The sequence below is a fragment of the Mucilaginibacter gossypii genome (assembly GCF_017569325.2).
In the GTDB taxonomy this organism is placed as follows: Bacteria; Bacteroidota; Bacteroidia; order Sphingobacteriales; family Sphingobacteriaceae; genus Mucilaginibacter; species Mucilaginibacter gossypii.
Window position 1 is genome coordinate 6,425,104 of the sequence record NZ_CP071878.2, and the last position, 22,544, is coordinate 6,447,647.

Consider the following 22,544-nt stretch of genomic DNA (forward strand, 5'->3'; position numbering starts at 1 on the left):
TTTCTCCTATATATCTATTATTTATTTATGATAAAAAAACATTTACTCCTTTTTGTATTTGTGAGTTTTTTTTGCCCGGCCTTTGCGCAAAAGATCCAATCGCCGCAGGAGTTCCTGGGTTATAAACTGGGTGAGCATTTTACTCCACATTATCGTATCGCCGAATATTTTAGATACGTTGCGTCGGTTTCAAAAAATGTAAAACTACAGCAGTTTGGTACTACCAACGAGGGCCGGCCTTTACTGGCGATGTTCATTGCATCTGATGAGAATATTGGCAGACTGGAAGAGGTCCGTCATAATAATCTTAAACTGGCCGGGATTGAAAGCGGCGGCGGCAGCACTGCCATGCCTGTTGTTACCTGGCTAAGTTATAATGTACACGGTAACGAGCCTGCATCAAGTGAAGCTTCGATGTGGACTTTGTTTGACATGGTTGATCCGGCAAATGCTGCTACTAAAGCCTGGCTTAAAAATATGGTTGTTGTTATCGATCCATGTTTAAACCCCGATGGGCGCGACCGCTATGTTAATTTTTATAATTCGGTAGTTGGCGCTGCGCCAGATCCCAGCCCAACATCGCGCGAGCACGTTGAACCATGGCCGGGTGGCAGGGTAAACCATTTTTATTTTGACCTTAACCGCGATTGGGCCTGGCAGCAGCAAAAAGAAACCCAGGCCCGCGTAGGCTTATACAACCAATGGCTGCCGCAGGTTCATGTTGACTACCATGAGCAGGGTTACAACGCACCCTATTACTTTGCCCCTGCTGCCGAGCCTTACCATAAAGATATTACCCAATGGCAACGCCAGTTCCAGATCACCATTGGTAAAAACAATGCCAAGTACTTTGACCAGAACGGTTGGATGTATTTTACAAAATACGAGTTCGATCTGCTTTACCCTTCATATGGCGATACTTATCCTTTATACAATGGCTCTATCGGCATGACGTATGAGCAAGGTGGTATCAGTGCCGGTTTGGCTGTGGTTACCCGCAGCGGTGATACCCTTACTTTGGTGCAACGTGTGGCCCATCACCACTCAACAAGTTTAAGCACGCTTGAAATAGCCGCGTTAAATACTCAAAAGCTTTTGGATGAGTATAAAAAATTTTTTGACAACAGTCGGGCCAATCCCCCGGGCGATTACAAAACCTATGTTATTAAAAACGATAACAATAATAAAATTAACGCGTTGGCAAAAATGCTGGGCCGCAACGGCATCCAGTATGGTTTTGGCTTAGCTAATAAAACCGTTACCGGCTTTAACTATGTTACCCAAAAAACGGAGCAATATAATGTTGGCGCAAACGACCTGGTAGTTAATGCCTATCAGCCTAAAGCAGTATTACTGCATGTGCTTTTGGAGCCCAAAACCTTTATCCCGGACTCTAATACATATGATATCACGGCATGGTCGCTTCCGTATGCTTATGGATTGAAAGCTTACGGATTGAAGGAATCATTTAAACCTGCCAGTACCGAATGGAGCGTGGCCGAGCCTAAGCCTCTGGTAAATACACATGCTTACGCATATGTATCGGCGTGGCAATCGGTTAATGATGTGAAGTTTTTGGCTGCTTTGCTAAAAAAGAAGATTAAAGTGCGTTATGCCGAGAAGCCTTTTGAAGCAGGGGGCAAGCAATTTACAGCAGGTTCATTAATTGTTACCCGCGCGGGCAACGACCTGGCTGCTTTTGACCAGGTGGTTACACAAACAGCTGCAGCACTTAATCAGGAGATCACTCCTATTTCAACAGGCTTTGTTGATAAAGGATCGGATATTGGTTCGGATGCGGTAAGGTTTATCCATCAACCTAAAATAGCATTGATTGCCGGCGACGGTGTTAATTCGGAAGCTATGGGCGAAGTTTGGCATTTGTTTGAGGCGCAGATTGGATATCCGGTTACTTTAATAAGGTATCAGGACTTAAGTCGCACAAAACTGGGCGAATTTGATGTGGTGATTTGCCCCGATGGCCGTTATGAAGATTTCCCTTCAGAGAAATTGCAAAACTGGATCCGTGATGGTGGTAAGCTGATAGCCGTGGATAATGCTGTATCGTTACTGGTTGATAAAAAAGGCTTCCTGATTAAGCATAGGGAAGAGAAAAAAGAAGATAAGGACAAAGAAAAGGACAAGGATAAAACGGTTAAGTTATATGGAGACCGCGACCGGTTAGCGCTTAGCGAGTCTATTCCAGGCGCTATTTATAAACTGAACCTTGACAATACCCATCCGCTTGGTTTTGGTCTGCCGGATTACTACTATTCATTAAAGTTGAATGATGATATCTATGACCTTTTCTCTGGCGATGATGGCTGGAACGTAGGCACTATAAAAAAGGATAGTTACGTATCAGGCTTTGTGGGTGCCGAATCAAAAAAGAAGATCAACAACGGCTTGCTGCTTGGCGTACAACCCATGGGGCGTGGTTCGGTAGTTTATATGGTTGATGACCCGTTGTTCCGCAGCTTCTGGGAAAATGGTAAACTGCTGTTCAGTAATGCCGTGTTTATGGTGGGACAGTAACCCCCCAGCCCCCTGAAGGGGGAGCAGCGACATCGCTTTAAAAGTAAAGGGCTTGTTCCATTTTGGAAACAAGCCCTTTACTTTTAACTTATAGCCATGCTAATCAAAGGCTCCCCCTTCAGGGGGCTGGGGGGTTAATTATTCCCCTTTACCCTTCCTTTTTCATCATCGGCGCCGCTGCGGTGCTGACGCATTTTGATGGAACTGTTACCAAAGTTATAAGTAAAAGTAAGGCGCATTACCCGGGTATCATTTTTTTGTTTGATAACAAAGTTATTGTTCACCACCTGGCTGCTCAAATCATTGCGGCGAATGTTAAAGATGTCATCGCATGAAGCTTTGATGTTGAATTTCTTTTCCATGAATGATTTACTGACACCCATATCTACCGAGTAGCGCGGCCTGATCTTGTAAATGCCGTAGGTTAATGATGATTGGTAATCGCCGGTTACTTCAAAGCGGTAGCCTGCAAACTTGAATGTTTGTGTTGTACGACCCTGGAAAGCCCATTGCCCATCGTTAAACTTTTGACCGGCAAGGGTATCCGACTTAAAGCCCAGGTAAAACGCGGTTGCGTTAACATTGCCCTCCCACCATTTGGTAATGGTGAATGGTGTGTTGACGTTGACATTGTAACCGGTTTGGGTTTGCAGGTTTTGATGTGTTTCAAATGAGCGCTTGCCTTCGGTTAGTATCAGCTCGGTAATAGCATCGGTAGTATGGCTGTAACCGAGGCTTACGTTGATGGTTTTATTATAAGTATAATTAAGCTCAAAGTTTTGAGTGTATTGCGGGTTCAGGAACGCGTTACCTTGCGAATAAGTGTAAGGGTCAAGGTAATAAACAAAAGGGTTCAGGTCGTCATAGCCCGGACGGTCGATACGGCGGCTGTATGAAAAGCTTACTTCGTTTTTATCATTAATGGTTTGATTAATGAATACGCTTGGGAAAAGATTTAAATAGCTTCTCTTAACAGGTGTGCTACCAATAAGGTTACCTGTAGATCGGGTTTGTTCGGCACGTAAGCCTAATTGTACAGAGAATTTTTTGAATTGCTTATTCAGGTTCAAATACCCGGCATTAATTTTTTCGGTGTAAATAAACCGGTTGGTACGTGTAGTATCATTAATATAAGCACCGTTGCTGAAGATCTGCGCTTGCAGGTCATTATCGGTTTTAACACTGCTGAATTTTACCCCGGCTTCCAGTTTGATGGTTTTGGTAAGCGGTTTGGTGTAGTCAGCTTTACCGGTGTAGATGCTTATGGTTGAAGGTGTTTGGTTACGCAGCATTTGTGGTTCATGCTGTATACTTCCATCAGGTAAAAAATAATCGGTATTGTACATGGCATTGGAGTTGTTTTTGAATTTAGAGTAATCCAAATCAATGCTCAGCTCCTGGCCGCTGGTATCAAGCTTAAGCCTGTCGTTAAGGTTAAGGGCGAAGTTTTTATAGGTTTGCCTGATATCTGATGTAGTGCGCAACGATGAATCGGGCACGCCAAATTGTTTGCCGATAATTGTGCGGTTATCATTCAAGTCTTTTTCGCTGTTTGAATAGCCGCTTACCACAAAACCTATGGTATGTTTCGGGGTTAGGTCATAGTCGGCACCTAAACGATAGTTGTTGTAATGGTTGATACTTGGCAGGTTTGATTTCTGGTTGAAATAAGTTTTATTGCCAAGCGAATCAGTAATGATACGGTCAATGCCAATATCGTGGCCGCGTTTGTTATCACCCCGGCTTAATGAGGTAAACACATTGAGATTGCCCTGTTTGTGATTAAGGTTTAGGCTGCTGTTATCGCGCCAGTATTTGCTTTTGGCACCGCCCACGGTAATACTGCCGTTTGTGCCCGATTGTGTATTCTTTTTCAATTTAATATTAATGATGCCCGAATTGCCGGCCGCATCATATTTTGCCGATGGGTTGGTAATGATCTCAATAGATTTAATGGTATTGCCATCAGTTGAACGTAATAAAGTAGCCAGCTGCGCTGCCGTAAGATAGGTTAGCTTGTCATTGATCATGACAGTTACGCCCTGTTTACCTTTCAGGCTGATGTTATCGTCCTTATCAACAGTAACGCCCGGTGCACGTTCTAAAATCTCCATGGCGGTATTGCCGGCTGCAAGTACGCTGTTTTCAACGTTCATTACGGTGCGGTCTATTTTACGCTCAATAAGGGGTTTTGTGGCGGTGATGGTAACGGCCTTTAATTCGGTGCTGCCCGTGTGCAGGTTTAAAGCAGGAGCTGTAACATGCGGTGTATTTGCAGGCACGGTGAAGCTTTTGCTTACAGCTTTTTGATAGCCAACAACAGTGGCTTTAATAATATAGTTGCCCGCTTTTATGTTGTCAAAAACATAAACACCGGCATCGTTACTTAATGCTCCTTTAACCACAGTTGAATCGGAGGCGCGTAAAAGGCTTACAGTCGCATAATCAAGTGGTTTGCCCTGCTCGTTAACTAAGGCCCCTGATACCTTGGCGGCAGGCGGAGCCTGCTGGGCAAACGATACACTACAGCTGATAGCAACAAGCAGCAGTGTATAAAATATGTTGTGTATGATAGCTTTCATTTTTAGTTCGGTTTAAAAGTAAGGGCAATACAATGCCGTTAAAGGATTGCTCCTTTTTAAAAATTTGTAAATAAGTGTTTTTAGTTTCCGGGGTGCTTTTTCCGGTTTTTTAGGGTTTAGTAATTATGAGATATAGGCGATTGTTTTCATAGTATTCATGCTTTTGATTTAAATTTTTAGCAAAACAATCCCACCTGGCTTTTTAGGCCATTTTTTAACGATTATTAAATTTATGTTGCCGGATTACCCGGAAATGGTAATTGTGTTGCTTTTTATAGTAAGATGCAAAAACAGGGGTGTTGGTTACAGATTATTTTCACTTTTTAATGCAGGCATTAAATTTTTTGCCATATCCTTAATAATCCTGAAGGTAATTGGCATTTCATTTTGGCAGGGAATGTTTGCTTCAGGATTGCTTATCCTGTTGTTTAAAAGCGATTTGCCTCCTGTTTGCGACAGAAAGTAAAAAGGAATAATAAGCCCGCTAAAAATTAGCAGGCTTATATATTTAAAAATGCTTTTCATAGGAAGTTGTTTTTATTGGCCCTGCACTTTTGCAGTATCCGGACTTACCTGTGTAGTATCCTGTTCCTGTCTGAGGGCTTTTAAACTGTCGGCTTTGAATTTAGCTGCCTTTATTGGGTCAACTTTACATTCTAACCCATTGGCAGTCATGATATAAGTGGCCGTGGTAATGCCGTCGCCATCGTTTTTGCACTCATATATATTAAAGTTGATGTTGCGGTCGAGTTTTTGATCGATAATGATCTTAGCATTAAGCGGCACCTTTAAGGTAAGGTGTAGTTCCTGCCCGCGCCATAAAAAGCCTTTAGGCATTTCCAGGTGACGGTCAAAATTCAAAACTGAATCTTTTTGTTCAAAGCGATAGGCCGCGCTACGGGCGTTGATCAGGGCCTCCTCAAGATTGCTGCCGCGGGCGCTGAAGGTTTCGATAAGCACAGGTTGCGGCACATCGCTTTTTTCAATATCAATGGTAACGTTGCGATTTGGCATATCATCGCCATTAAAATCATCATCTAAAATGATCATCCCTTTAAAGCGCTCATTTATTTTGAGGCGGGTGCTGTCTTCATTACTTAAATACTTAGTGTCGTTCAGCTGCAGGTAATACGTGTTGTTTGTAGCTGGCTTAAGTTTAATCGTTTGCGTAAACTTACCGCCCTCGCGGAAGCCGGCCGCCGTTTTTACGCCATAATATGAAACCGCACCCAGGGATGCTAACCAGATACATAACAAGGTAGTACCAATTGAACGGTTAAATGAAGCTTTTTTAAACAAGAAGCCTATCGTTGATAAAATAATGGCTAATAAAGGTATAGTTAGTACTAAAAAGCCGCTCGCCATGAAAATACCATTGGCCTGGTGATTAGTTATGTTGAACGGAAACAGGTTGTAGATGCCCATATTACCAGCCGCAAATAAAGCGACAAGCGAAACGATTAGCGCTATGGTCATGCCAAGGCAGGCCAATAAAACAGCTGCAGCCAATAGTTTGCCAAGTAAACTGCCCGTACCCCTTAAAAAGGCGCCAAGATGTTCAAAGATATCGCTGATCAGATCGCGAACCTGGTAAATGAACGGTTTGGCTTCATGCTTAAAGTTTTGAAGGTTTTCACGTACGGTACTCAACTCTTCTTCAAAGTTCTTTTTAAAACCCTTCAAGTCCTGCTTTTCGCCTTTCATAGCCATACGGTCGGCGCGGGTAATGGCTTTTGGGACAGCCATCCATAGTATAAAATATATAATAAGGCCCATGGCGGCAAAAGGTACCAGGATAGCGAAGGCCAGCCTTACCCAGGCCGGGTTAATGTCAAAATAATTGGCAATACCAGCACATACACCACTGATGAGGTGATCATCCGGGTCGCGGAAAAGCCTGCGGCGTTCGGTATTGTACTCAAACGGATTGCCACCTGCAGCTTTGGCGTCGGTTTCGGCAGTTTCAAAATCCTGTACGCTGCCCATTTGTTCGGTAACTTCCTTAACGTCGGTCTCAACAATAACTTGTTTGGCGTCTCGTGCCAGGATCTCGTTAAACATTTCGGCAATGCGGTTTTCAATGTCGGTTGTGATCTCCAGGCTATCGGCCGAAGTAGAAAAATGACGCTTTACATCCGTCATATAATTCTTCAGCACTTCGTAGGCATCTTCTTCAATGTGAAAAACCATGCCGTTTATATTTATGATAATTGTTTTGTTCATGATTGTAGTGAGTTTGTAGGTTTTTCTATTTTCTATCGCCGATAGCTGTTTGAACAGCAAATACCAGCTCCTGCCAGGTTTTATCTAATTGTTCAAGTACCGCCCGGCCTTCGTCCGAGAGCACATAGTACTTTCGGGGCGGCCCGGAAATTGACTCTACCCAGTTATAGGTGAGCAGTCCGTTATTTTTTAAACGGGTTAAAAGAGGATACAGAGTACCCTCAACTACAAGCAGTTGGGCTTTCTTAAGTTCAGCAATTATGTCTGATGCATATGTTTCGCCCTTAGCTATGATGGAGAGGATGCAATACTCCAGTATGCCTTTCCTCATTTGGGTTTGGGTGTTTTCGACGATCATAATACAAAGATATATGTTTTAGATTGTATTATGCAATACATAGTACTATAATTATTATTCTTTTAGCTGAAACTTGGTTTTTTGAAAAAAAAATGACGTTTTAAAAGAAATTACTTGACTTTTTGATAACGTAACATTACTTTTATGATTAATTAACTATTAACTGATCTTATTATTAACGAAATGAAAAAACTTCTACTCGTAAGTTTGTGCTTACTTGTGTTGTCTATGACGCAAGTATTCGCGCAAAACCGTACAGTTACTGGTACGGTTACGGCCAAAGACGACGGCCTACCCATTCCGGGAGTAACAGTAAAGATTAAGGGTACAACCATAGGTACCCAAACCAGTGCAGCCGGTAAATTCTCTCTCAGTATTCCGGCAAATTCAACGCTCACATTTTCATTCGTTGGTTACACGTCACTTGACAAGGCGGTTGGAACTTCATCAATTGTTAATGCAGTTCTTGAACCCTCAGCTAAACAGCTGGGAGAGGTAGTTGTAACTGGTGCTTTGGGCATTAAAAAGGCGGCAAGAGAAACCGGTTACTCATCAACTAAAATTGGTGGTAAAGAACTTACCCAATCAAACGTTATTAACGTTGCTAACGGTTTAACTGCAAAAGTTGCCGGTTTGGCGGTATCAACCATTGATAACAGTATCGATCCTCAGGTGAGGATTACCTTACGTGGTAACAGGTCGGCCCTGGGTAACAACACCGCGCTTATCGTTGTTGATGGTGTGCCAATCCCGGGCGGATCATTATCATCAATCAACCCGAACGACATCGCCGACATTAACATCCTTAAAGGTGCCGGTGCAGCCGCGCTTTATGGTTCGGAGGCAGCAAACGGTGCGATGATCATCACTACTAAAAGAGGTACGGATGCCAAGCCTGTAATTACTTACAGCAATTCGTTCCAGCTTCAGGACGTTGGTTATTTCCCTAAACTACAAAACCAATACGGTATCTACGGGGGTGAAGGCGCTCCTTATGTTGATCCTATCACCGGTTTCTCGCTGTACACTCCTTATGAAAACCAGCAATATGGTCCGCTGTATGACGGTCACATGGTGCAGGTTGGTTACCCTGCAGGCGGTCCTAATGGTCCGGTATTGATGGTTCCATACTCTGCTCAGAAAAAAAATCCTATCAAAGCTTTCTTCAACACAGGTATTGTTGAACAAAACAACATTAGCTTCTCTCAGGGCGATTCCAAAAGCTCATTTTATTTCTCTGCTCAGAACGCTTACCAAAAAGGTGTAGTGCCAAGCGATAAAAACAACCGTACGTCGGTGAGTGTGCGTGGCGCTAAAAGTTACGGAAACTTCAAAGCCGATTTCTCGGTTGAATACACCCGTACAGATATCAGCACTTACGGTACAGGCTACAATGGCTCGCTGTTGTTCACCAACCTTATCCAGTGGCCATCATTCCTGAATATTAAAGATTTCAGGGATTCAAACAATGGTACCTTCTCAAATCCAAGCGATTTTTATGATGCTTACGCCATCAACCCATACTGGATCACTGACAATTCAAGGATCAACAAACAAAGGGATGTGTTCTTGTCAAACTTAACCTTGTCATACACCGTGAACAAATGGGTTGATCTGAACTACAGGGTTTCACATAACTTTGGTATCGACCAGGAGAAATACACCCGCCGCGAGGTAAACTTTACGCCTTACAGCATCAGCGATCCGCTGGGTGCAGGTAGTGTACAAAGTACCTTTACTACAGGTAAAGCCCCGGGCCAGGTAAATGATTACTACCAATATGGTGACGGTACCGCCAATGGCGATGGCTATGCGAGGTTACAAGGAGATGCGATAGTGACTATCCATCATAAATTTTTCAATAACGACCTTGGTGTTAACTTACTTTTAGGTAATACCATTACTCAAAAATACCGTAAAGCGATGAGCACAGGTAGCAATAACCTGTTGATCAAAGACTTTTATAATATTAACACAATCGGTGGCATTGCCTCAGCTTCAGAGGGTGAGCAAAAAATTCGCCAGGTTGCATATTATGCGGCTTTAAACTTAAGCTACAAAAATTATCTGTTCCTTGAAGGTACCGTAAGGAATGAGCGTGATTCTCGTTTAAGTACTGCAAACAGGTCGTTTTACTATCCATCAGGTAAAGTGTCGTTCATCCCCACTGATGCTCTCGACTTCCTGAAAAATAACAAAGTTTTAAGCTACTTAAAATTATACGGCGAGGTTAGCCGCGTGGGTAACATCTCAATTGATCCTTACAACTTAACTGATACCTACAGCGTTACCTCTGGTTTCCCTTATGGTTCGTTAGGTGCTTTAACTGCAGGTTCAATTCACTATAACTACGGTTTGAAACCAGAGTCGATCAACGAGATTGAGTTTGGTGCTGAGGCTTCATTCTTTGACGGCCGCGTTAGTGCAAAAGCCACATATTACAAACAAAATAGTAAAAATCAAACCCTTAAAGTTAGTACCTCTGCGGCTACAGGTTATCAGCAAGTTTTATTGAATGCTGGTGAAATTGAGTCAAAGGGTGGTGAATTTGAATTAACCGCCGATGTGTTAACCAAAGCTAAAAACAAAGTTGGTTTACGTTTAGGTGGTAACTTATCAATTAACGATTCGAAAGTTATATCGTTATTGCCAGGTATCAACTCGTTACAAATTAATAACAACGTTTTTGCAGTGGTGGGGCAGCCTTTCCCGGTTTACAAAGGTTCAGATCTGTTGCGTGATCCTCAGGGCCGTGTAATTGTAAGCGGTACTACCGGTTTGCCATCGGTTGATCCTACTCAAAGAAACTTTGGCCGTACAACGCCTAAATACATCCTTGGTGTTAATGCCCAGGTTAGTTACGATATCGTAACTTTATCGGGTGTTGGTGAGTTCCGCGGCGGTTACATCATCTACAACGGTGTTGGTTCAACCTTAAACTTTGGTGGTTCATCACAAATTTCAACCGAAGCAGGCCGTTCACGTTTTGTGTATCCTAATTCGGTTATCCAAACTTCGCCGGGTGTTTACACTCCAAATACCAATGTCACTGTTGCCGATGGTAACTATGGTTTCTGGCAAAGTTCTGCTTATAACACCGCAAACGGCCCAAGGGTATCGAGCGCTGCATTCTGGAAAATCCGTGAAATCGCACTTAATTTTGACTTAACTAAATTTATCCGTACAACAGGATTCATCAAAGGTTTAAGCTTTGCATTAACCGGTCGTAACCTGGCGTTATGGACTCCGAAAAGCAACCCTTGGGGCGATCCTGAGTTCAGTAACTCTGTTGGTAACGATGTTGGTACAAACAGTGCTTCGCAAACGCCCGCAACCCGTGTTTACGGTGCTGATCTTCACGTAACGTTTTAATTAGTTTAAAAAATAAAGAGATGAAAAAATATTTTTATATAATGGTAGGTCTGGTTACCATCGGTTTATCCGGTTGTAAGAAAGACTTCTTAGAACTTTCGGTGAACCCGAATACGCCGTCGGTCACCACTCCGCAATTTACGTTGGCCGGTGCACTTAAAGTAGCGTCGGATATCGTTAATATCAATTACCCTCACTACGGCGTTTGGGCAGGTCAGTTATCACCAAGCGGTAACTACGTGCCGAGCCCGCAATTGCAGCAATACCAGTTCACTACGGATAACTATCAGGTATTTGCCCCGCTATATGCAAACTTAACCAACTTTAACACGCTGGAAACTATTTCTGCTGATGCTTCATTTGCAAAATTCAGGGCGATTGCCAAAATCATGAAAGCGTATGATTTTGAACAGCTGGTTGATAATTATAACAATGTTCCTTACACAGAGGCATTTAACTCGTCAAAAACGCTGTTCCCCAAATATGATAAAGGAGCTGATATTTATGCCGACCTGATTAAACAAATCGATGCAGCTATCGCATTAATTGACGGTAACGCTTCAGCTACCAACCCTGATATTTCAGATATCGTATTTAAGGGCGATATGGCTAAATGGAAATTGTTTGCCAACACTTTAAAATTACGTTTGGCTGTTCGCGGTAAACTAACTGCTACATTACCAGCTTCGGGTGATGCTAACTATCTTAACGCAAGTGTGAAAGCCGCTACTCAACCTGGTTATGCCAATAGCGACGCGGTAGGTGGTCAGCAAAGCCCTTTCTGGAGAAGTTTTGGTTTTGATCAAAACGGTAACCCAACCGGTAACAACGCGTACTACCGTGCTAATGCATACGAATTAGGTATCTTAACAGCCACTAATGATACATTAAGGGCCAGGGCGTTTTATGCTGCGATAGCCAATGATCCAAAGAAAATCAAACGTGTTGGTATCATATTTGGCGATGATTCTGCTGTTCCGAATGCGGGTACAAGCGCCATCGGCCCGGGCTTGTTGAAATCAGCTACACAGGATGGTATCATGATGTCATCGGCCGAGTCATACTTTCTTCAGGCTGAAGCTGTATTGAATGGAACTATTACAGGTAACGCGCAAACTCTGTACGAAAGCGGTATAACAGCATCGTTTGTTGCTTTAGGCCTTAGTGCGGATGATGCCAAAACTTACTACAATCAGCCAATTGCTAATGTAAGCTGGGCCGCGAGCACTAATAAACTTCAGGCTATCATTACTCAAAAATGGATTTCATTAACCGGTTACGGAAGCCTTGAAGCTTATAACGAGATCAGGAGAACAGGCTACCCTGCTGTACCAAGATCAATTGATTCAAAAGCAATTGGTACAGGTTTACCAACCAGGGTGTTTTATCCAACTTCTGAGTATCAGCAAAACGCCGATAACGTAGGTAAAGAAGGAACCATTGACCCATTCAAATCAAAGATTTTCTGGGCTAAATAATTTAAAACGAGATAGATATGAAAAAGTTTATATATTCGAAGCTAACGGGCCTTATCCTGTTGGCGGGTGTAACATTACTTAGCTCGTGCCTTAAAGATGACAGGTACGTAGACTTTGGGGCATCAAAACCTATTGCCGAATTACCGATAAGCGGTTTGACAAATTTTAGTAAAGATGCGTTCACCGAAGCGGGCGATACTATTGTTAGGCAGTTTGCAGTTAATATTGCGTCGCCGTCAATCCCAACAACTGATACGAAAGTAACTTTGGCAGTTGATAACTCGGTTATTGCAGCTTACGCGAAAATTGATAACAGCGTTTCTTATGTAGCTATGCCTGCAAACGCTTTTGTGTTTACCGATGTCTCTGTAACTATAGCAAAAGGTACCCGCACAAAAATTGTTTCGGTTACTATTTATAAAAATAAGTTAGATCCGTCTTTAAGTTACATGCTTCCAATTGTAATAAAAGATGCTTCAGGAACTACTATCAGCGGTAACTTCGGTATCCATTATTATCACGTAATTGGTAACCACTTTGCCGGCGTTTATAAATGGGATTATTTACGTTACAATAACAGTTCAGGCACAGGAACTCCAACAACTGATTCCAAAGGACAGTCGGCCACTTTGTCTCCGGTTACTCCAACTCAATTTGAAGTTGCTTCAGGATACCTGGGATTACGCTATGAAGTTACATTTACGCAGAATGCGGGTACTTATTCTAACTTCGCAGTAGCGATAAATGCTGATGACGCAGCTGCTTTGGCTGATGGAACTTTGGCCGGAGCAAAAATATCGATCAGTTCGCCTGCCGAAATAGTATCTGTTGATCCTATAGCTCAGAAATTTATTTTCAAGTTTAAGGTTCATAATAATGATAACGGAACAGATAGATCGCTTCAGGATACTTACTATAAATAAAATTATTTAATAAGATTAATAAACAGGTCGCCAATCGGTGACCTGTTTTGCTTTAATAGATATCGGCTTTTACTTTTGCTTTCAATATGAGGTTGCAAAAACTATGCATCCAAATTTGTTTGCTTTTTGAGGCGAAAGTGATGTCAAATGTTGATAGGGATTCGGGTATTTTAATATTAAATTAATATAATTATTTTTTATCCACGCTATATTTCCCTGGCCCAATAAATATTAAACCGGCAAACATAACAGCGTCTTCAATGGCATGTGCTGCATCGCCCAGCCCGCCTCCGGTGCCCAGGTGCATTAACGCGGCTACCACAAGGTTAATAAACAGCAGGATACAAACCGGCCTGAAAGCTAGCCCGATGATAAGGAGGAAACCGCCAAAACATTCTGTAACTGCAGCAAGTAATCCCCAAATCATCGGCCAAAAATGGATGCCGACATATTTCATCGAGTCGCCAAGGTGTTTCCAGCTTTCGGTGCCTCCCATTAGTTTGGGATAGCCATGATAAATGAACATAATACCAAGACCGATCCGGATGATCAATAACCCGAGGTTTTTGTAATTGCTTAAATTGCCTAAAAGTGCCATTTAAAGATATTTTGTTGATGTGAGGACTTAAGGTAATAAAAATGTTGGAAGGTGTTAAAATAAGAGACTAATTCCTCCTTTGAGCGCGAGCGCTGGAATAACGATGAAGCGTCAATGTTCACACCGCTGCTAAACATAGCCCCCCCGCCGACTTCTATGCGAGACCACGAGATTATGCGCTTTTTCTTATTTAAGTTGATGGCCTCCCGGCTCCAGTTTGTCGACGATTTAGGTAACCCTATGTGTTTGTTAAATAATTGATCTTCAATAATTTGTGTTCGTATAATCGAAATTGTGTTAACCCTGTTACCCCCCTGCAGCCCTAAGTTAACGGCTCTGTCATCTCAAGAAAAGAACCACGCTTGCTTACCTTTTTTATTGGGGCTCATAGGCAGTACTCCCCAATCTACCATATTCAAACTATTGTGCTTATATTACTATCTCCAAACAACCCGTATGAAAGTAAGCCTTATTTTATCCTTATGTATTTTTTCATTGCAGGCATTGGCACAAAAAAATGCGTTGCGCCAGCAGGTAAATGCTAAAGCCGATGCCCTGCAGGAACAGGTAATAACCTGGCGCCGGGATTTTCATGAACATCCCGAACTGGGCAACCATGAGGTACGCACGTCGGCCATTATCGCCAAACATCTACAATCGTTAGGTATCGAGGTAACAACCGGCATAGCGACCACTGGTGTGGTTGGGGTATTGAGAGGCGGGCATCCGGGCCCGGTTGTGGCTCTGAGGGCAGATATGGACGGGTTGCCGGTTATTGAGCGCACACCTGTGCCATTTGCATCTAAAGTAAAAACTACTTATAACGGACAGGAGGTTGGCGTGATGCATGCCTGCGGGCACGATTCGCACATGGCCATACTGATGGCGGTTGCGCAGGTGCTATCGTCAATGAAAGCAGATTTACACGGCACCGTAAAATTCATTTTTCAACCCGCCGAAGAGGGTGTTGAACCCGGTCAAAAAGGCGGGGCAGAGCAAATGGTAAAAGAGGGCGTGCTGGAAAACCCCAAAGTGGATGTGGTTTTTGGGCTGCACATTAATTCGCAAACGGAGGTTGGCAAAATAACCTACCGGCCGGGTGGTACCATGGCGGGGGTTAATGATATGCAGATCATCGTAAAAGGGCGGTCGGCCCACGGAGCTTATCCATGGTCGAGCGTTGATCCGATTGTAACATCAGCACAGATCATCAATAACCTACAAACTATAGTAAGCCGCAATATCAATGTAACCGAAAACCCGGCGGTGGTAACTATTGGCGCCATAAAGGGAGGCAACAGGTCAAACATTATTCCCGAATCGGTTGAGATGCTGGGTACCCTCCGCTCCTTCACCCCTGCTGATGAAAAAATGCTGGTTACCAGGGTAACCGAAATTGCCACCAAAACAGCCGAAGCGCAGGGAGCAACAGCTACGGTAAAAATACCCTACAGCAACCACTATCCCGTAACTTATAACGATCCTGAGCTCACTCAAAAAATGCTGCCAAGCCTGCAGCAAACTGCCGGCGCTGCTAACGTACTATTACGCCCGCCGGTAACCGGTGCCGAAGATTTTAGCTTTTACCAGGAAAAGGTACCGGGCTTGTTCATATTTTTGGGCGGTATGCCAAAGGGGCGCGATCCGCTGAAAGCACCATCGCACCATACGCCCGATTTTTATATTGATGAAAGCGGCTTTAGTTTAGGTGTAAAAGCTTTGTGTAATATGACCATTGATTACATGAACAACAAGAAATAAGTTACTCAGTACCCTATAGCTCTTTTTAGTTTAGCTGAAACAATAGCGATCAAAAAGTATTTTTACACAAGCTTATTCGTATATTGAACGGCTTTAATAGCATAGTGTGAAATTGTTAAGATCATGAAAAAGCATTTACTACCCCTTTTATGCCTGTGCATGTTTATGAGCAGTTTGCCTGGTATTGCAGCTTCGGCAAAAATGATGCTGCCTGCCGATACGGTAGCTAAATTAAAGCCCGAGGTACGCCAGGTTGTTGAAACGGTAATAAAAGCTTCCGGCACTTTCAGTATCGAAGCGGTATCTGATCTTTACGCTCCTAATGCCGTAGTAGCCGACGAACAGCCTCCTTTTTCGTGGAACGGGCAACTGGCCGGTGTGCAATGGATAAATTCGGTACAAAAAGCGGTTAAGGATTTTAAGATCAGGGATTTTAAAGTCGATCTGCAGCGCATCAAAACTTTTCAGCAAACCGACGAAATAGTTTACCTCATAGCGCCTGTTGAATATACCGGCCTTGTGAATGGCGAACATTTTGAAGAACAGGGGGCTTTTTCGTTCGTATTAAGGATAGTGAGCGGTAAATGGCTCATTAAAAGCCAGGCCTGGGTACCGCGCAACGGCATGTAAAACACCAGTCTGTATCATAAGCCGGCCTACTTTTGCAATCTGAATTTAAAATTAAGGTTGACAAACTTCCCTTTAGAAAAGGTCTTGGTTTTATTTATAATTTAGCTTGTATGAACGCTATCCTACATATATTAAATGGCGATGCCGCGTTAGATGGTTTTGATCAAACCGGGCTCGACGGGGATGTTATGGTTTGGCGCGAAGTGTTTTCTGAAGGCCCTTTACAGGAAAATATCCTTTCAGGAAGTTTCTGGAGTGAGCGCCGCGATTGGATTGGGAGAACATTCGATGCCCCGGCAGATGAATATCAGCATAAAGTAATAGACGAACTGGGCAAACTAAACAGCCGGTATACCGAGATTAACCTGTGGTTTGAATTTGATTTGCATTGCCAGGTAAACCTGCTGGGCGTATTGGAAATGCTTTCGCTGAAAACCGATATGTCGGCCCCGGCCATTTACCTCATTTGCTTGGCAGATTGTGTTCAGTTTGATAATAAGAAAGGCCTGGGTGAATTAACCGGTGAACAATTTGAAGAATTGTATGATGCCCGCGAACGCCTGAACGAATGGGAGCTTGGCCTGGCCGCCGATGCCTGGAGGCTATATGTTAATAATGACCTCGCCGGGTTAGAAAAATGGCTTAATGAAAATACCTTTTGGGGCGGCATTCCGCTGCTTAAGCCTGCACTACAGGCACACCTGAAACGGATGCAAACCAATGCGGATGGGTTGAGCTATATCGAACAAAAACTACTGGATATTTATAATAACGGCGCTAAAACCAAGACGGCCATTTACCACGCCTTTTGGAAAAATGAAAGTATTTTTGGCATGGGCGATAGCGAGATCGATATCTATCTCAATAAACTGAAGGAAAAAGAGTTGATAGAGTTATAAATTGTGTCATTTCCTGACTGAGCAGAGAGGGGCTGAACATTGGGGCGAAAGAGAAATCTTATATGCCCGGCTTAAACGCCTTGGATAGCCGCTTGATATAGTGCATAAGATTTCTCACCCGGTCCTCGTTTTGAAATGACAACGGGATATTAAAGTATTACGGAACTGTGACGGCTATCGTTGGCGACCTTTCACTCTCATTCTTCATCCTATCTAATGCTGTGACTACATAAAGATAAGTTTTACCCTTAATAACAGTATTATCATCATACCCAAGCGTCGGATCATATTTGATTTTGAGAATGTTTTTAGGATTGTCGATGTCTATCTTTTCACCATCGTTAAAGCGGTAGATCACATAGCCGTAAACCGGCTCTTCGTCTTTAGCTAAAGTTGGAGTAAGCCACCTTACTGCTACACTTCTACCTACGGCTTTGGCCGTAACCTGTTGAGGGGCGTTAGGCGGTATCGAATCGCGCCATAGCATTACCGGCGGCAGTGCAGGGTATTGGTAATAATTGTCGCGGAGTGAGTCGGTAAAGCCAAGCGGGTTGCTGGTGAGCGAATTGGAACTAAAGTAAACACTGCCCTGAACCCTTGGGTTGTTGCGAATAAGTTCTATTTGCTGAGGTAGCTGAGCCGGGTTTCTGAAAGCCTGAACTTTGCGCTCGTTGATGCGGTAAGCCGCCTGGCCTACATATAAATGCCTGCCATAAGTATTGTCGCCCCACCAGTCGAGCAGCTTTTGAAAATCGGCAGCACGGTTGCCTATCTGCCAGTAAAGCTGCGGATTGATATAATCTATCCAGCCTTCTTTTACCCACTTGCGGGTATCGGCATAGTTTTCATAATATGAGGAACCGCCATTGGTTTCGGAACCTTCCTCATTTTGCGCTTTATTAGCCCAGATGCCAAAAGGACTTACGCCAAATTTGATGTTAGGATCATGCGCATGAACGCTGTCGGCAATCATATGTATCAGCAGGTCTACATTGTGGCGGCGCCAGTCTTTAATATTATCGTAACCTTCGCCGTACTTTCTAAATGTTTCCTCGTCGTTTATTTTTTGACCTGCAATTGGATAGGGATAAAAATAATCGTCCATGTGTACGCCGTCTATGTCGTAATTATCTACAACATCCAGTATTACCTGTACAATATAATCGCGCACTTCGGGCAGGCCGGGGTTAAAAGTTTTAATACCGCCGTAGGTAAAGAACCACTCAGGCTTTATTTTGGTAATATGCTGCGGACTAAGCGCTGCAAAGTTGCCGTCAAAAGTAGCGCGGTAAGGGTTAAACCAGGCGTGCAGTTCCATGCCGCGTTTATGTGCTTCGGTGATGGCAAATTCAAGCGGGTCATAGTTGGGGCTTGGGGCCTGGCCCTGTTTACCGGTTAAATATTTCGACCAAGGCTCACGGCTTTTGGCATAAAATGCATCGGCAGCGGGCCGCACCTGAAGCATAACCGCATTGATCCCGGTTTCCTGGTGCGAGTTTAGTATATCGATAAGCTCTTGTTTCTGCTTTTCTGAAGGCGATTTGGAGTTGGTTGGCCAGTCGATGTTAACCACGGTGGCTATCCATACCCCCCTGAATTCGCGTTTGGGCTGCATTTTTACATCAACCGGTGCCGGTACAAGATCGGCAGGTTGCGCATTGACTGTTAAACTTGTAAACAGGATTATAATCAGGAGTATGAACCGTTGGTATATATGCATCAAATAGAATTAAATTGAAAGTTGCAAAGATATAAACTCATAACGTAGCAGGTTTATTATGAAGTATAAAAATTGAAGCCTTATTGTGTTTTAAACATTTTGTAGTTATTTTAGCTCAACGCCTAAAACAATTGATGTAATAATTTTTTAAAAAATCATATTTTTAGTGTTTTAACGTTCAATATGTTAACCATTAAGGATAAATGCATCTGTATATACTTGCAGGAAAGCGCTTTACATCAATTAATAGTTGATATTTCGTTAAAAACTAAACACTATAGCTAAGCTTTTGTTATACCACTTGCTTAACTATGCTAAAACTTAACATTTAATTGCTATGGAAAACCAATCTGGGCAACAACAACCTAAGAAAAACTCAAACGTCATTTATTTTCTTATTGTAGTAGTACTTGCTTTATTGGGTACCGATGTGTATCTGTACCTGCAAAAAAACAACTCCGATAAAAAAATAGTTTATCAGCATGATGAGCAAACAAGGCTGCAAACCGAGCTCGACAGTCTTGAATCGCAGGTTGAACAGGTCACTGCAGGCAAAGCCAAAATGACAGCGGCACTAACCGCCAAAAACGATTCGTTAAAATCTACCATTAAAGTCTTGAGGGCTAAACTGGCCAAAGGTAAACTTACCGCACAGGAACTTGCCAAAGTACAGGAGGATGTAAAACAACTCCGTTATTTTGTAACCAAGTATACTGCCGACATTGATGAGCTCAAAAAACAGAACACATCGCTCACCACCGAAAGGGATACTTTAAAAACCAATTTGGCAACGGTTGCCAAAAAGGTGGATACGCTATCCAAACAAAATGAGGATCTTGGTGCTAAGGTGAAAGTAGCCCAGGCGCTCAAGCTTGCAACTTCGGATGTGGTTGCCTATAAAATAAAAGGCAGTGGAAAAGAGGTTGACGTAACCCGTGCAAACCCAGCCAAAAAACTGAAGATCAACTTCACTGTGGCCAGCAATACTTTGGCTACAAAAACTATGCATGATATTTATGTACGCGTGATTGACCCAACCGGAAACCTGATCACGGCACCTGATTCAGGAACTTTCAGCGCCGATGGCCAGGACCTGCAATACACCTACAAAACATCCATTGATTTTAAGGATGATGGCACACAATACACCATCGACTGGATAAACCCAACCCTGCCATTCCAGAAAGGCACTTATACCATTATGCTTTATGCTGATGGTGGTACTATGGGTAAAACAGGTGTAACGCTTAAATAATTATCGGCACTAATTTTTCGATTTAGGTCGGATTTCACGAATTACAAGAAGAGGCCCGGTTTGCGTAGCAAACCGGGCCTCTTCTTGTGTTTGATATTCCAAAAGGACATTATTACAATAAAGATGGAATTATGCATTACTCCAATTCGTGTAATTTGATTTAATTCGAAAAGTTAGTCATCATTAAATTTTCATCAGCGCCGGGCTTATCCTTAAATACACCTCAAATCCAATTGGTGTGCTGTCATAAATGATGTTGGGCAAAAGCCTCAACCAATATCACATACACGATGGTGAACGAAAGCAGGGTTAAAGATTAAAAAAGTTGTACTCCAGCCTGATGAGGTACATATTTTTAGTATTCCGTTGCATATCATTATAGACAGGCGTACGGTACGAGAAATCAAGCCGGCAGGTACTGTTAAAGATCAGTTGCAAAGCGGGTGCAACATCCAGATAACTTTCGCTATGCCCTGGGTTGATTTTGCCCAGCAGTTCACAATACAAGTTTAAATTGACCTGCTTGTAGTCGCGATAATTACGTGGTAAAAGCAAATAGCCGCCAGATAAGGTATAAGCCGCGGCATTACGTACTCTATTGGTTGAAATTTCATAGTTCCCGCTGTTATTAAAAGCCCGCAAATAGCTTGCCGAACCTGAAAGCGCCAGCTTATGCAGCAACTGGGTGAAAACTACACCGCCCTGTGCACCGCTGTTATCACCTTCTAAAGTGATCTCCCGGTTCACTATAGGATTGTTAATACTTGATAGCTTGGCAAAAAATGCGCCCCTGAAATGCTTTTGAACGGTATCGATAGATAGGAACCGATACTTAGCGTACACGCTGCCACCTTCAAAGTGCTGGCTTGAATTATAATAATCAGACATGTAAACCGAGCCATGCACCATCAAATGCCGGCTAACGCCATACATGGCTTCAATAGTACTGCGGTTTTTGTACGATGGCTTAAAATATCCCTGGTTTTCCACGCGAATGCCCAATGAGCCGGTTGCCATATTGCTGGCAGGTTCTGTATTTACATACAGTTCCTGCGCCGATACAGGGCGTGCCATTGCCATAAGGCAAACAGCCAATAATATCCTCTTCATAAAAAATGATGTTAAATGAAGAACTTAGATAGCTAAATGATAAACGCGGCCGCTTGCAGGGGCGGTATCCGTAACCTGGCCAAGGTATTTTTTTGATACCGATTTGGGTGCGAAACCATTGTCAACCACGGTAAAGCTCACATCGCCGGTGAATGATTTATCGGCAGCGTTAAGCAGGCGGTAAGTATCGCCCCCGTAGTTAAATGCATTCTCGGCAACTTTGGTATTGGCAAAATTATAAGTGGCTTTTAAACTGTTAACCGAAAATCCAGAACCCTGAACCTTTTTGCTGATCTGCTCAAAATTTACCGGAACGTCATTTTTAAAGGTAATGAGGTAAGTGTTACGGATCAGATCAGTTTTGATTTCGCCAATAAACGGCAGTGTGCGTAATGCTTTTTCGGTTGATTTGGCGCATAGTGCGCAGGTAAGGCCGCTAACCTGGAGTTCGGCTTTGGTAAATTGGGCTTTAGCTGCTGTTACAGAAAGCGCAAATATGATGATGAATATTTTTAAAGTTTTCATGTTGATCGTATAATTAATTGTTAGAGAATAAACTATTGATAAGGTTTACCGGGTTTAACAATTAACAGATCAAATGCGGAAGATACAGTTGCGGATAAATGTGGCGATGCCCTGAACCGATGGATCGGGAGGGCTGCGGTCATAAAATTTGTCGGAAGAGGAAGATGGTAAGGCCGGAAATAAGCTATCGAACGACCAGCTTGGCAGTTCAAAGCCAAACATCTTTGCTAAAAAGGAAGTTGATTCGCCCTGGTGAGCGTCTTTTACTTTTACTTCAACCTGTTTATCCTTGCAGCATTTCATTTTGCCGCCTTTTTGGTCCATTTTGCAGTTAACCGCCGGGGCATCAATTTTTACAGATGCTACATAGTCGCCGCAAATATGGAAATTAAGAGCAAAGCCCAATACCGTAACTGTGTACAGCATAGTGAGTAATATCGCTCCTGATCTTTTTACCATACTGCAAAAGTAGGTGATTAACTTGTTGATTACAAAATGTTTTTATCAGTTGGGATAATACATTGTTTAACAAATGTGCAAATAGTGATTTTGGCATATACCAAAAAGCCCCGGCT

Annotated in this window: 17 protein-coding genes; 8 read left to right on the forward strand and 9 right to left on the reverse strand. The window is 43.0% G+C overall.

The genetic code is table 11. The annotated features are described in order from the left end of the window. Positions 1 to 27 precede the first annotated feature (27 nt). Positions 28 to 2,535 carry a M14 metallopeptidase family protein gene (locus J3L18_RS27590; RefSeq protein WP_129567907.1) on the forward strand — a complete coding sequence of 836 codons (2,508 nt, stop codon included), beginning with the start codon at positions 28 to 30 and terminating at the stop codon, positions 2,533 to 2,535. A gap of 134 nt (positions 2,536 to 2,669) precedes the next feature. On the opposite strand, the gene J3L18_RS27595 is transcribed toward J3L18_RS27590, so the two are convergent. The 4 genes from J3L18_RS27595 to J3L18_RS27610 form a co-directional block, all read right to left on the reverse strand. Then, a complete protein-coding gene (locus J3L18_RS27595) occupies positions 2,670 to 5,117 on the reverse strand; it encodes an outer membrane beta-barrel family protein (protein WP_129567908.1) in 2,448 nt (815 codons plus the stop codon). A 303-nt stretch (positions 5,118 to 5,420) separates the two neighbouring features. Beyond that, a complete protein-coding gene (locus J3L18_RS27600; RefSeq protein ID WP_129567909.1) occupies positions 5,421 to 5,642 on the reverse strand; it encodes a hypothetical protein in 222 nt (73 codons plus the stop codon). 12 nt (positions 5,643 to 5,654) lie between these two features. Next, positions 5,655 to 7,340 (reverse strand): PspC domain-containing protein, encoded by a 1,686-nt coding sequence (locus J3L18_RS27605; protein WP_129567910.1) that lies wholly within the window; start codon positions 7,338 to 7,340, stop codon positions 5,655 to 5,657. Positions 7,341 to 7,365: 25 nt separating this feature from the next. Next, positions 7,366 to 7,698, reverse strand: a complete 333-nt coding sequence (locus J3L18_RS27610; RefSeq protein WP_090532189.1) for a PadR family transcriptional regulator — start codon at positions 7,696 to 7,698, stop codon at positions 7,366 to 7,368. 228 nt (positions 7,699 to 7,926) lie between these two features. Here J3L18_RS27610 and J3L18_RS27615 point away from each other — a divergent pair, with 228 nt between their 5' ends. The 3 genes from J3L18_RS27615 to J3L18_RS27625 are packed head-to-tail and all read left to right on the forward strand — an operon-like array spanning position 7,927 to position 13,471. Continuing rightward, positions 7,927 to 11,070, forward strand: coding sequence for a SusC/RagA family TonB-linked outer membrane protein (locus J3L18_RS27615; protein WP_208102371.1), 3,144 nt, complete (start codon positions 7,927 to 7,929; stop codon positions 11,068 to 11,070). Positions 11,071 to 11,090: 20 nt separating this feature from the next. Continuing rightward, on the forward strand, positions 11,091 to 12,548 hold the full coding sequence (locus tag J3L18_RS27620) for a SusD/RagB family nutrient-binding outer membrane lipoprotein (RefSeq protein ID WP_091167231.1): 1,458 nt from the start codon (positions 11,091 to 11,093) through the stop codon (positions 12,546 to 12,548). A 17-nt stretch (positions 12,549 to 12,565) separates the two neighbouring features. After that, the gene (locus J3L18_RS27625) at positions 12,566 to 13,471 is read left to right on the forward strand and encodes a DUF1735 domain-containing protein (protein ID WP_112656100.1); all 906 of its coding nucleotides are present in this window, start codon (positions 12,566 to 12,568) and stop codon (positions 13,469 to 13,471) included. A 190-nt stretch (positions 13,472 to 13,661) separates the two neighbouring features. Here the strand turns inward: J3L18_RS27625 and J3L18_RS27630 are convergent, their stop codons facing one another. Continuing rightward, positions 13,662 to 14,069 carry a DoxX family protein gene (locus J3L18_RS27630; protein ID WP_129567912.1) on the reverse strand — a complete coding sequence of 136 codons (408 nt, stop codon included), beginning with the start codon at positions 14,067 to 14,069 and terminating at the stop codon, positions 13,662 to 13,664. 456 nt (positions 14,070 to 14,525) lie between these two features. Here J3L18_RS27630 and J3L18_RS27635 point away from each other — a divergent pair, with 456 nt between their 5' ends. The 3 genes from J3L18_RS27635 to J3L18_RS27645 all read left to right on the forward strand — a co-directional run bounded on the left by J3L18_RS27635 (position 14,526) and on the right by J3L18_RS27645 (position 17,359). Continuing rightward, positions 14,526 to 15,830, forward strand: a complete 1,305-nt coding sequence (locus J3L18_RS27635) for an amidohydrolase (protein WP_129567913.1) — start codon at positions 14,526 to 14,528, stop codon at positions 15,828 to 15,830. 123 nt (positions 15,831 to 15,953) lie between these two features. Next, positions 15,954 to 16,460, forward strand: coding sequence for a Cif family virulence factor (locus J3L18_RS27640; protein WP_112656106.1), 507 nt, complete (start codon positions 15,954 to 15,956; stop codon positions 16,458 to 16,460). 110 nt (positions 16,461 to 16,570) lie between these two features. Further along, entirely contained in the window at positions 16,571 to 17,359 is a 789-nt protein-coding gene (locus J3L18_RS27645) for a DUF1835 domain-containing protein (RefSeq protein WP_129567914.1), read from the forward strand. Positions 17,360 to 17,516: 157 nt separating this feature from the next. Here J3L18_RS27645 and J3L18_RS27650 read toward each other — a convergent pair whose 3' ends face one another. Then, on the reverse strand, positions 17,517 to 19,079 hold the full coding sequence (locus tag J3L18_RS27650; RefSeq protein WP_112656110.1) for a glycoside hydrolase family 10-like protein: 1,563 nt from the start codon (positions 19,077 to 19,079) through the stop codon (positions 17,517 to 17,519). Positions 19,080 to 19,416: 337 nt separating this feature from the next. On the opposite strand from J3L18_RS27650, the gene J3L18_RS27655 reads away from it, so the two are divergent. Next, complete coding sequence (locus J3L18_RS27655) at positions 19,417 to 20,334, forward strand: DUF8428 domain-containing protein (RefSeq protein WP_129567915.1); 918 nt, start codon at positions 19,417 to 19,419, stop codon at positions 20,332 to 20,334. Positions 20,335 to 20,643: 309 nt separating this feature from the next. On the opposite strand, the gene J3L18_RS27660 is transcribed toward J3L18_RS27655, so the two are convergent. The 3 genes from J3L18_RS27660 to J3L18_RS27670 all read right to left on the reverse strand — a co-directional run bounded on the left by J3L18_RS27660 (position 20,644) and on the right by J3L18_RS27670 (position 22,428). Continuing rightward, a complete protein-coding gene (locus J3L18_RS27660; protein WP_129567916.1) occupies positions 20,644 to 21,444 on the reverse strand; it encodes a hypothetical protein in 801 nt (266 codons plus the stop codon). 24 nt (positions 21,445 to 21,468) lie between these two features. Beyond that, a complete protein-coding gene (locus tag J3L18_RS27665; RefSeq protein WP_112656116.1) occupies positions 21,469 to 21,969 on the reverse strand; it encodes a heavy-metal-associated domain-containing protein in 501 nt (166 codons plus the stop codon). 69 nt (positions 21,970 to 22,038) lie between these two features. Beyond that, positions 22,039 to 22,428 (reverse strand): HYC_CC_PP family protein, encoded by a 390-nt coding sequence (locus J3L18_RS27670; RefSeq protein WP_091167255.1) that lies wholly within the window; start codon positions 22,426 to 22,428, stop codon positions 22,039 to 22,041. Positions 22,429 to 22,544: the final 116 nt, after the last annotated feature.

Coding starts and splice junctions, on each gene's coding strand:
- J3L18_RS27590 (WP_129567907.1), top strand. CDS start 28: ATGATAAAAAAACATTTACTCCTTTTTGTATTTGTGAGTTTTTTTTGC.
- J3L18_RS27595 (WP_129567908.1), bottom strand. CDS start 5,117: ATGAAAGCTATCATACACAACATATTTTATACACTGCTGCTTGTTGCT.
- J3L18_RS27600 (WP_129567909.1), bottom strand. CDS start 5,642: ATGAAAAGCATTTTTAAATATATAAGCCTGCTAATTTTTAGCGGGCTT.
- J3L18_RS27605 (WP_129567910.1), bottom strand. CDS start 7,340: ATGAACAAAACAATTATCATAAATATAAACGGCATGGTTTTTCACATT.
- J3L18_RS27610 (WP_090532189.1), bottom strand. CDS start 7,698: ATGATCGTCGAAAACACCCAAACCCAAATGAGGAAAGGCATACTGGAG.
- J3L18_RS27615 (WP_208102371.1), top strand. CDS start 7,927: ATGACGCAAGTATTCGCGCAAAACCGTACAGTTACTGGTACGGTTACG.
- J3L18_RS27620 (WP_091167231.1), top strand. CDS start 11,091: ATGAAAAAATATTTTTATATAATGGTAGGTCTGGTTACCATCGGTTTA.
- J3L18_RS27625 (WP_112656100.1), top strand. CDS start 12,566: ATGAAAAAGTTTATATATTCGAAGCTAACGGGCCTTATCCTGTTGGCG.
- J3L18_RS27630 (WP_129567912.1), bottom strand. CDS start 14,069: ATGGCACTTTTAGGCAATTTAAGCAATTACAAAAACCTCGGGTTATTG.
- J3L18_RS27635 (WP_129567913.1), top strand. CDS start 14,526: ATGAAAGTAAGCCTTATTTTATCCTTATGTATTTTTTCATTGCAGGCA.
- J3L18_RS27640 (WP_112656106.1), top strand. CDS start 15,954: ATGAAAAAGCATTTACTACCCCTTTTATGCCTGTGCATGTTTATGAGC.
- J3L18_RS27645 (WP_129567914.1), top strand. CDS start 16,571: ATGAACGCTATCCTACATATATTAAATGGCGATGCCGCGTTAGATGGT.
- J3L18_RS27650 (WP_112656110.1), bottom strand. CDS start 19,079: ATGCATATATACCAACGGTTCATACTCCTGATTATAATCCTGTTTACA.
- J3L18_RS27655 (WP_129567915.1), top strand. CDS start 19,417: ATGGAAAACCAATCTGGGCAACAACAACCTAAGAAAAACTCAAACGTC.
- J3L18_RS27660 (WP_129567916.1), bottom strand. CDS start 21,444: ATGAAGAGGATATTATTGGCTGTTTGCCTTATGGCAATGGCACGCCCT.
- J3L18_RS27665 (WP_112656116.1), bottom strand. CDS start 21,969: ATGAAAACTTTAAAAATATTCATCATCATATTTGCGCTTTCTGTAACA.
- J3L18_RS27670 (WP_091167255.1), bottom strand. CDS start 22,428: ATGGTAAAAAGATCAGGAGCGATATTACTCACTATGCTGTACACAGTT.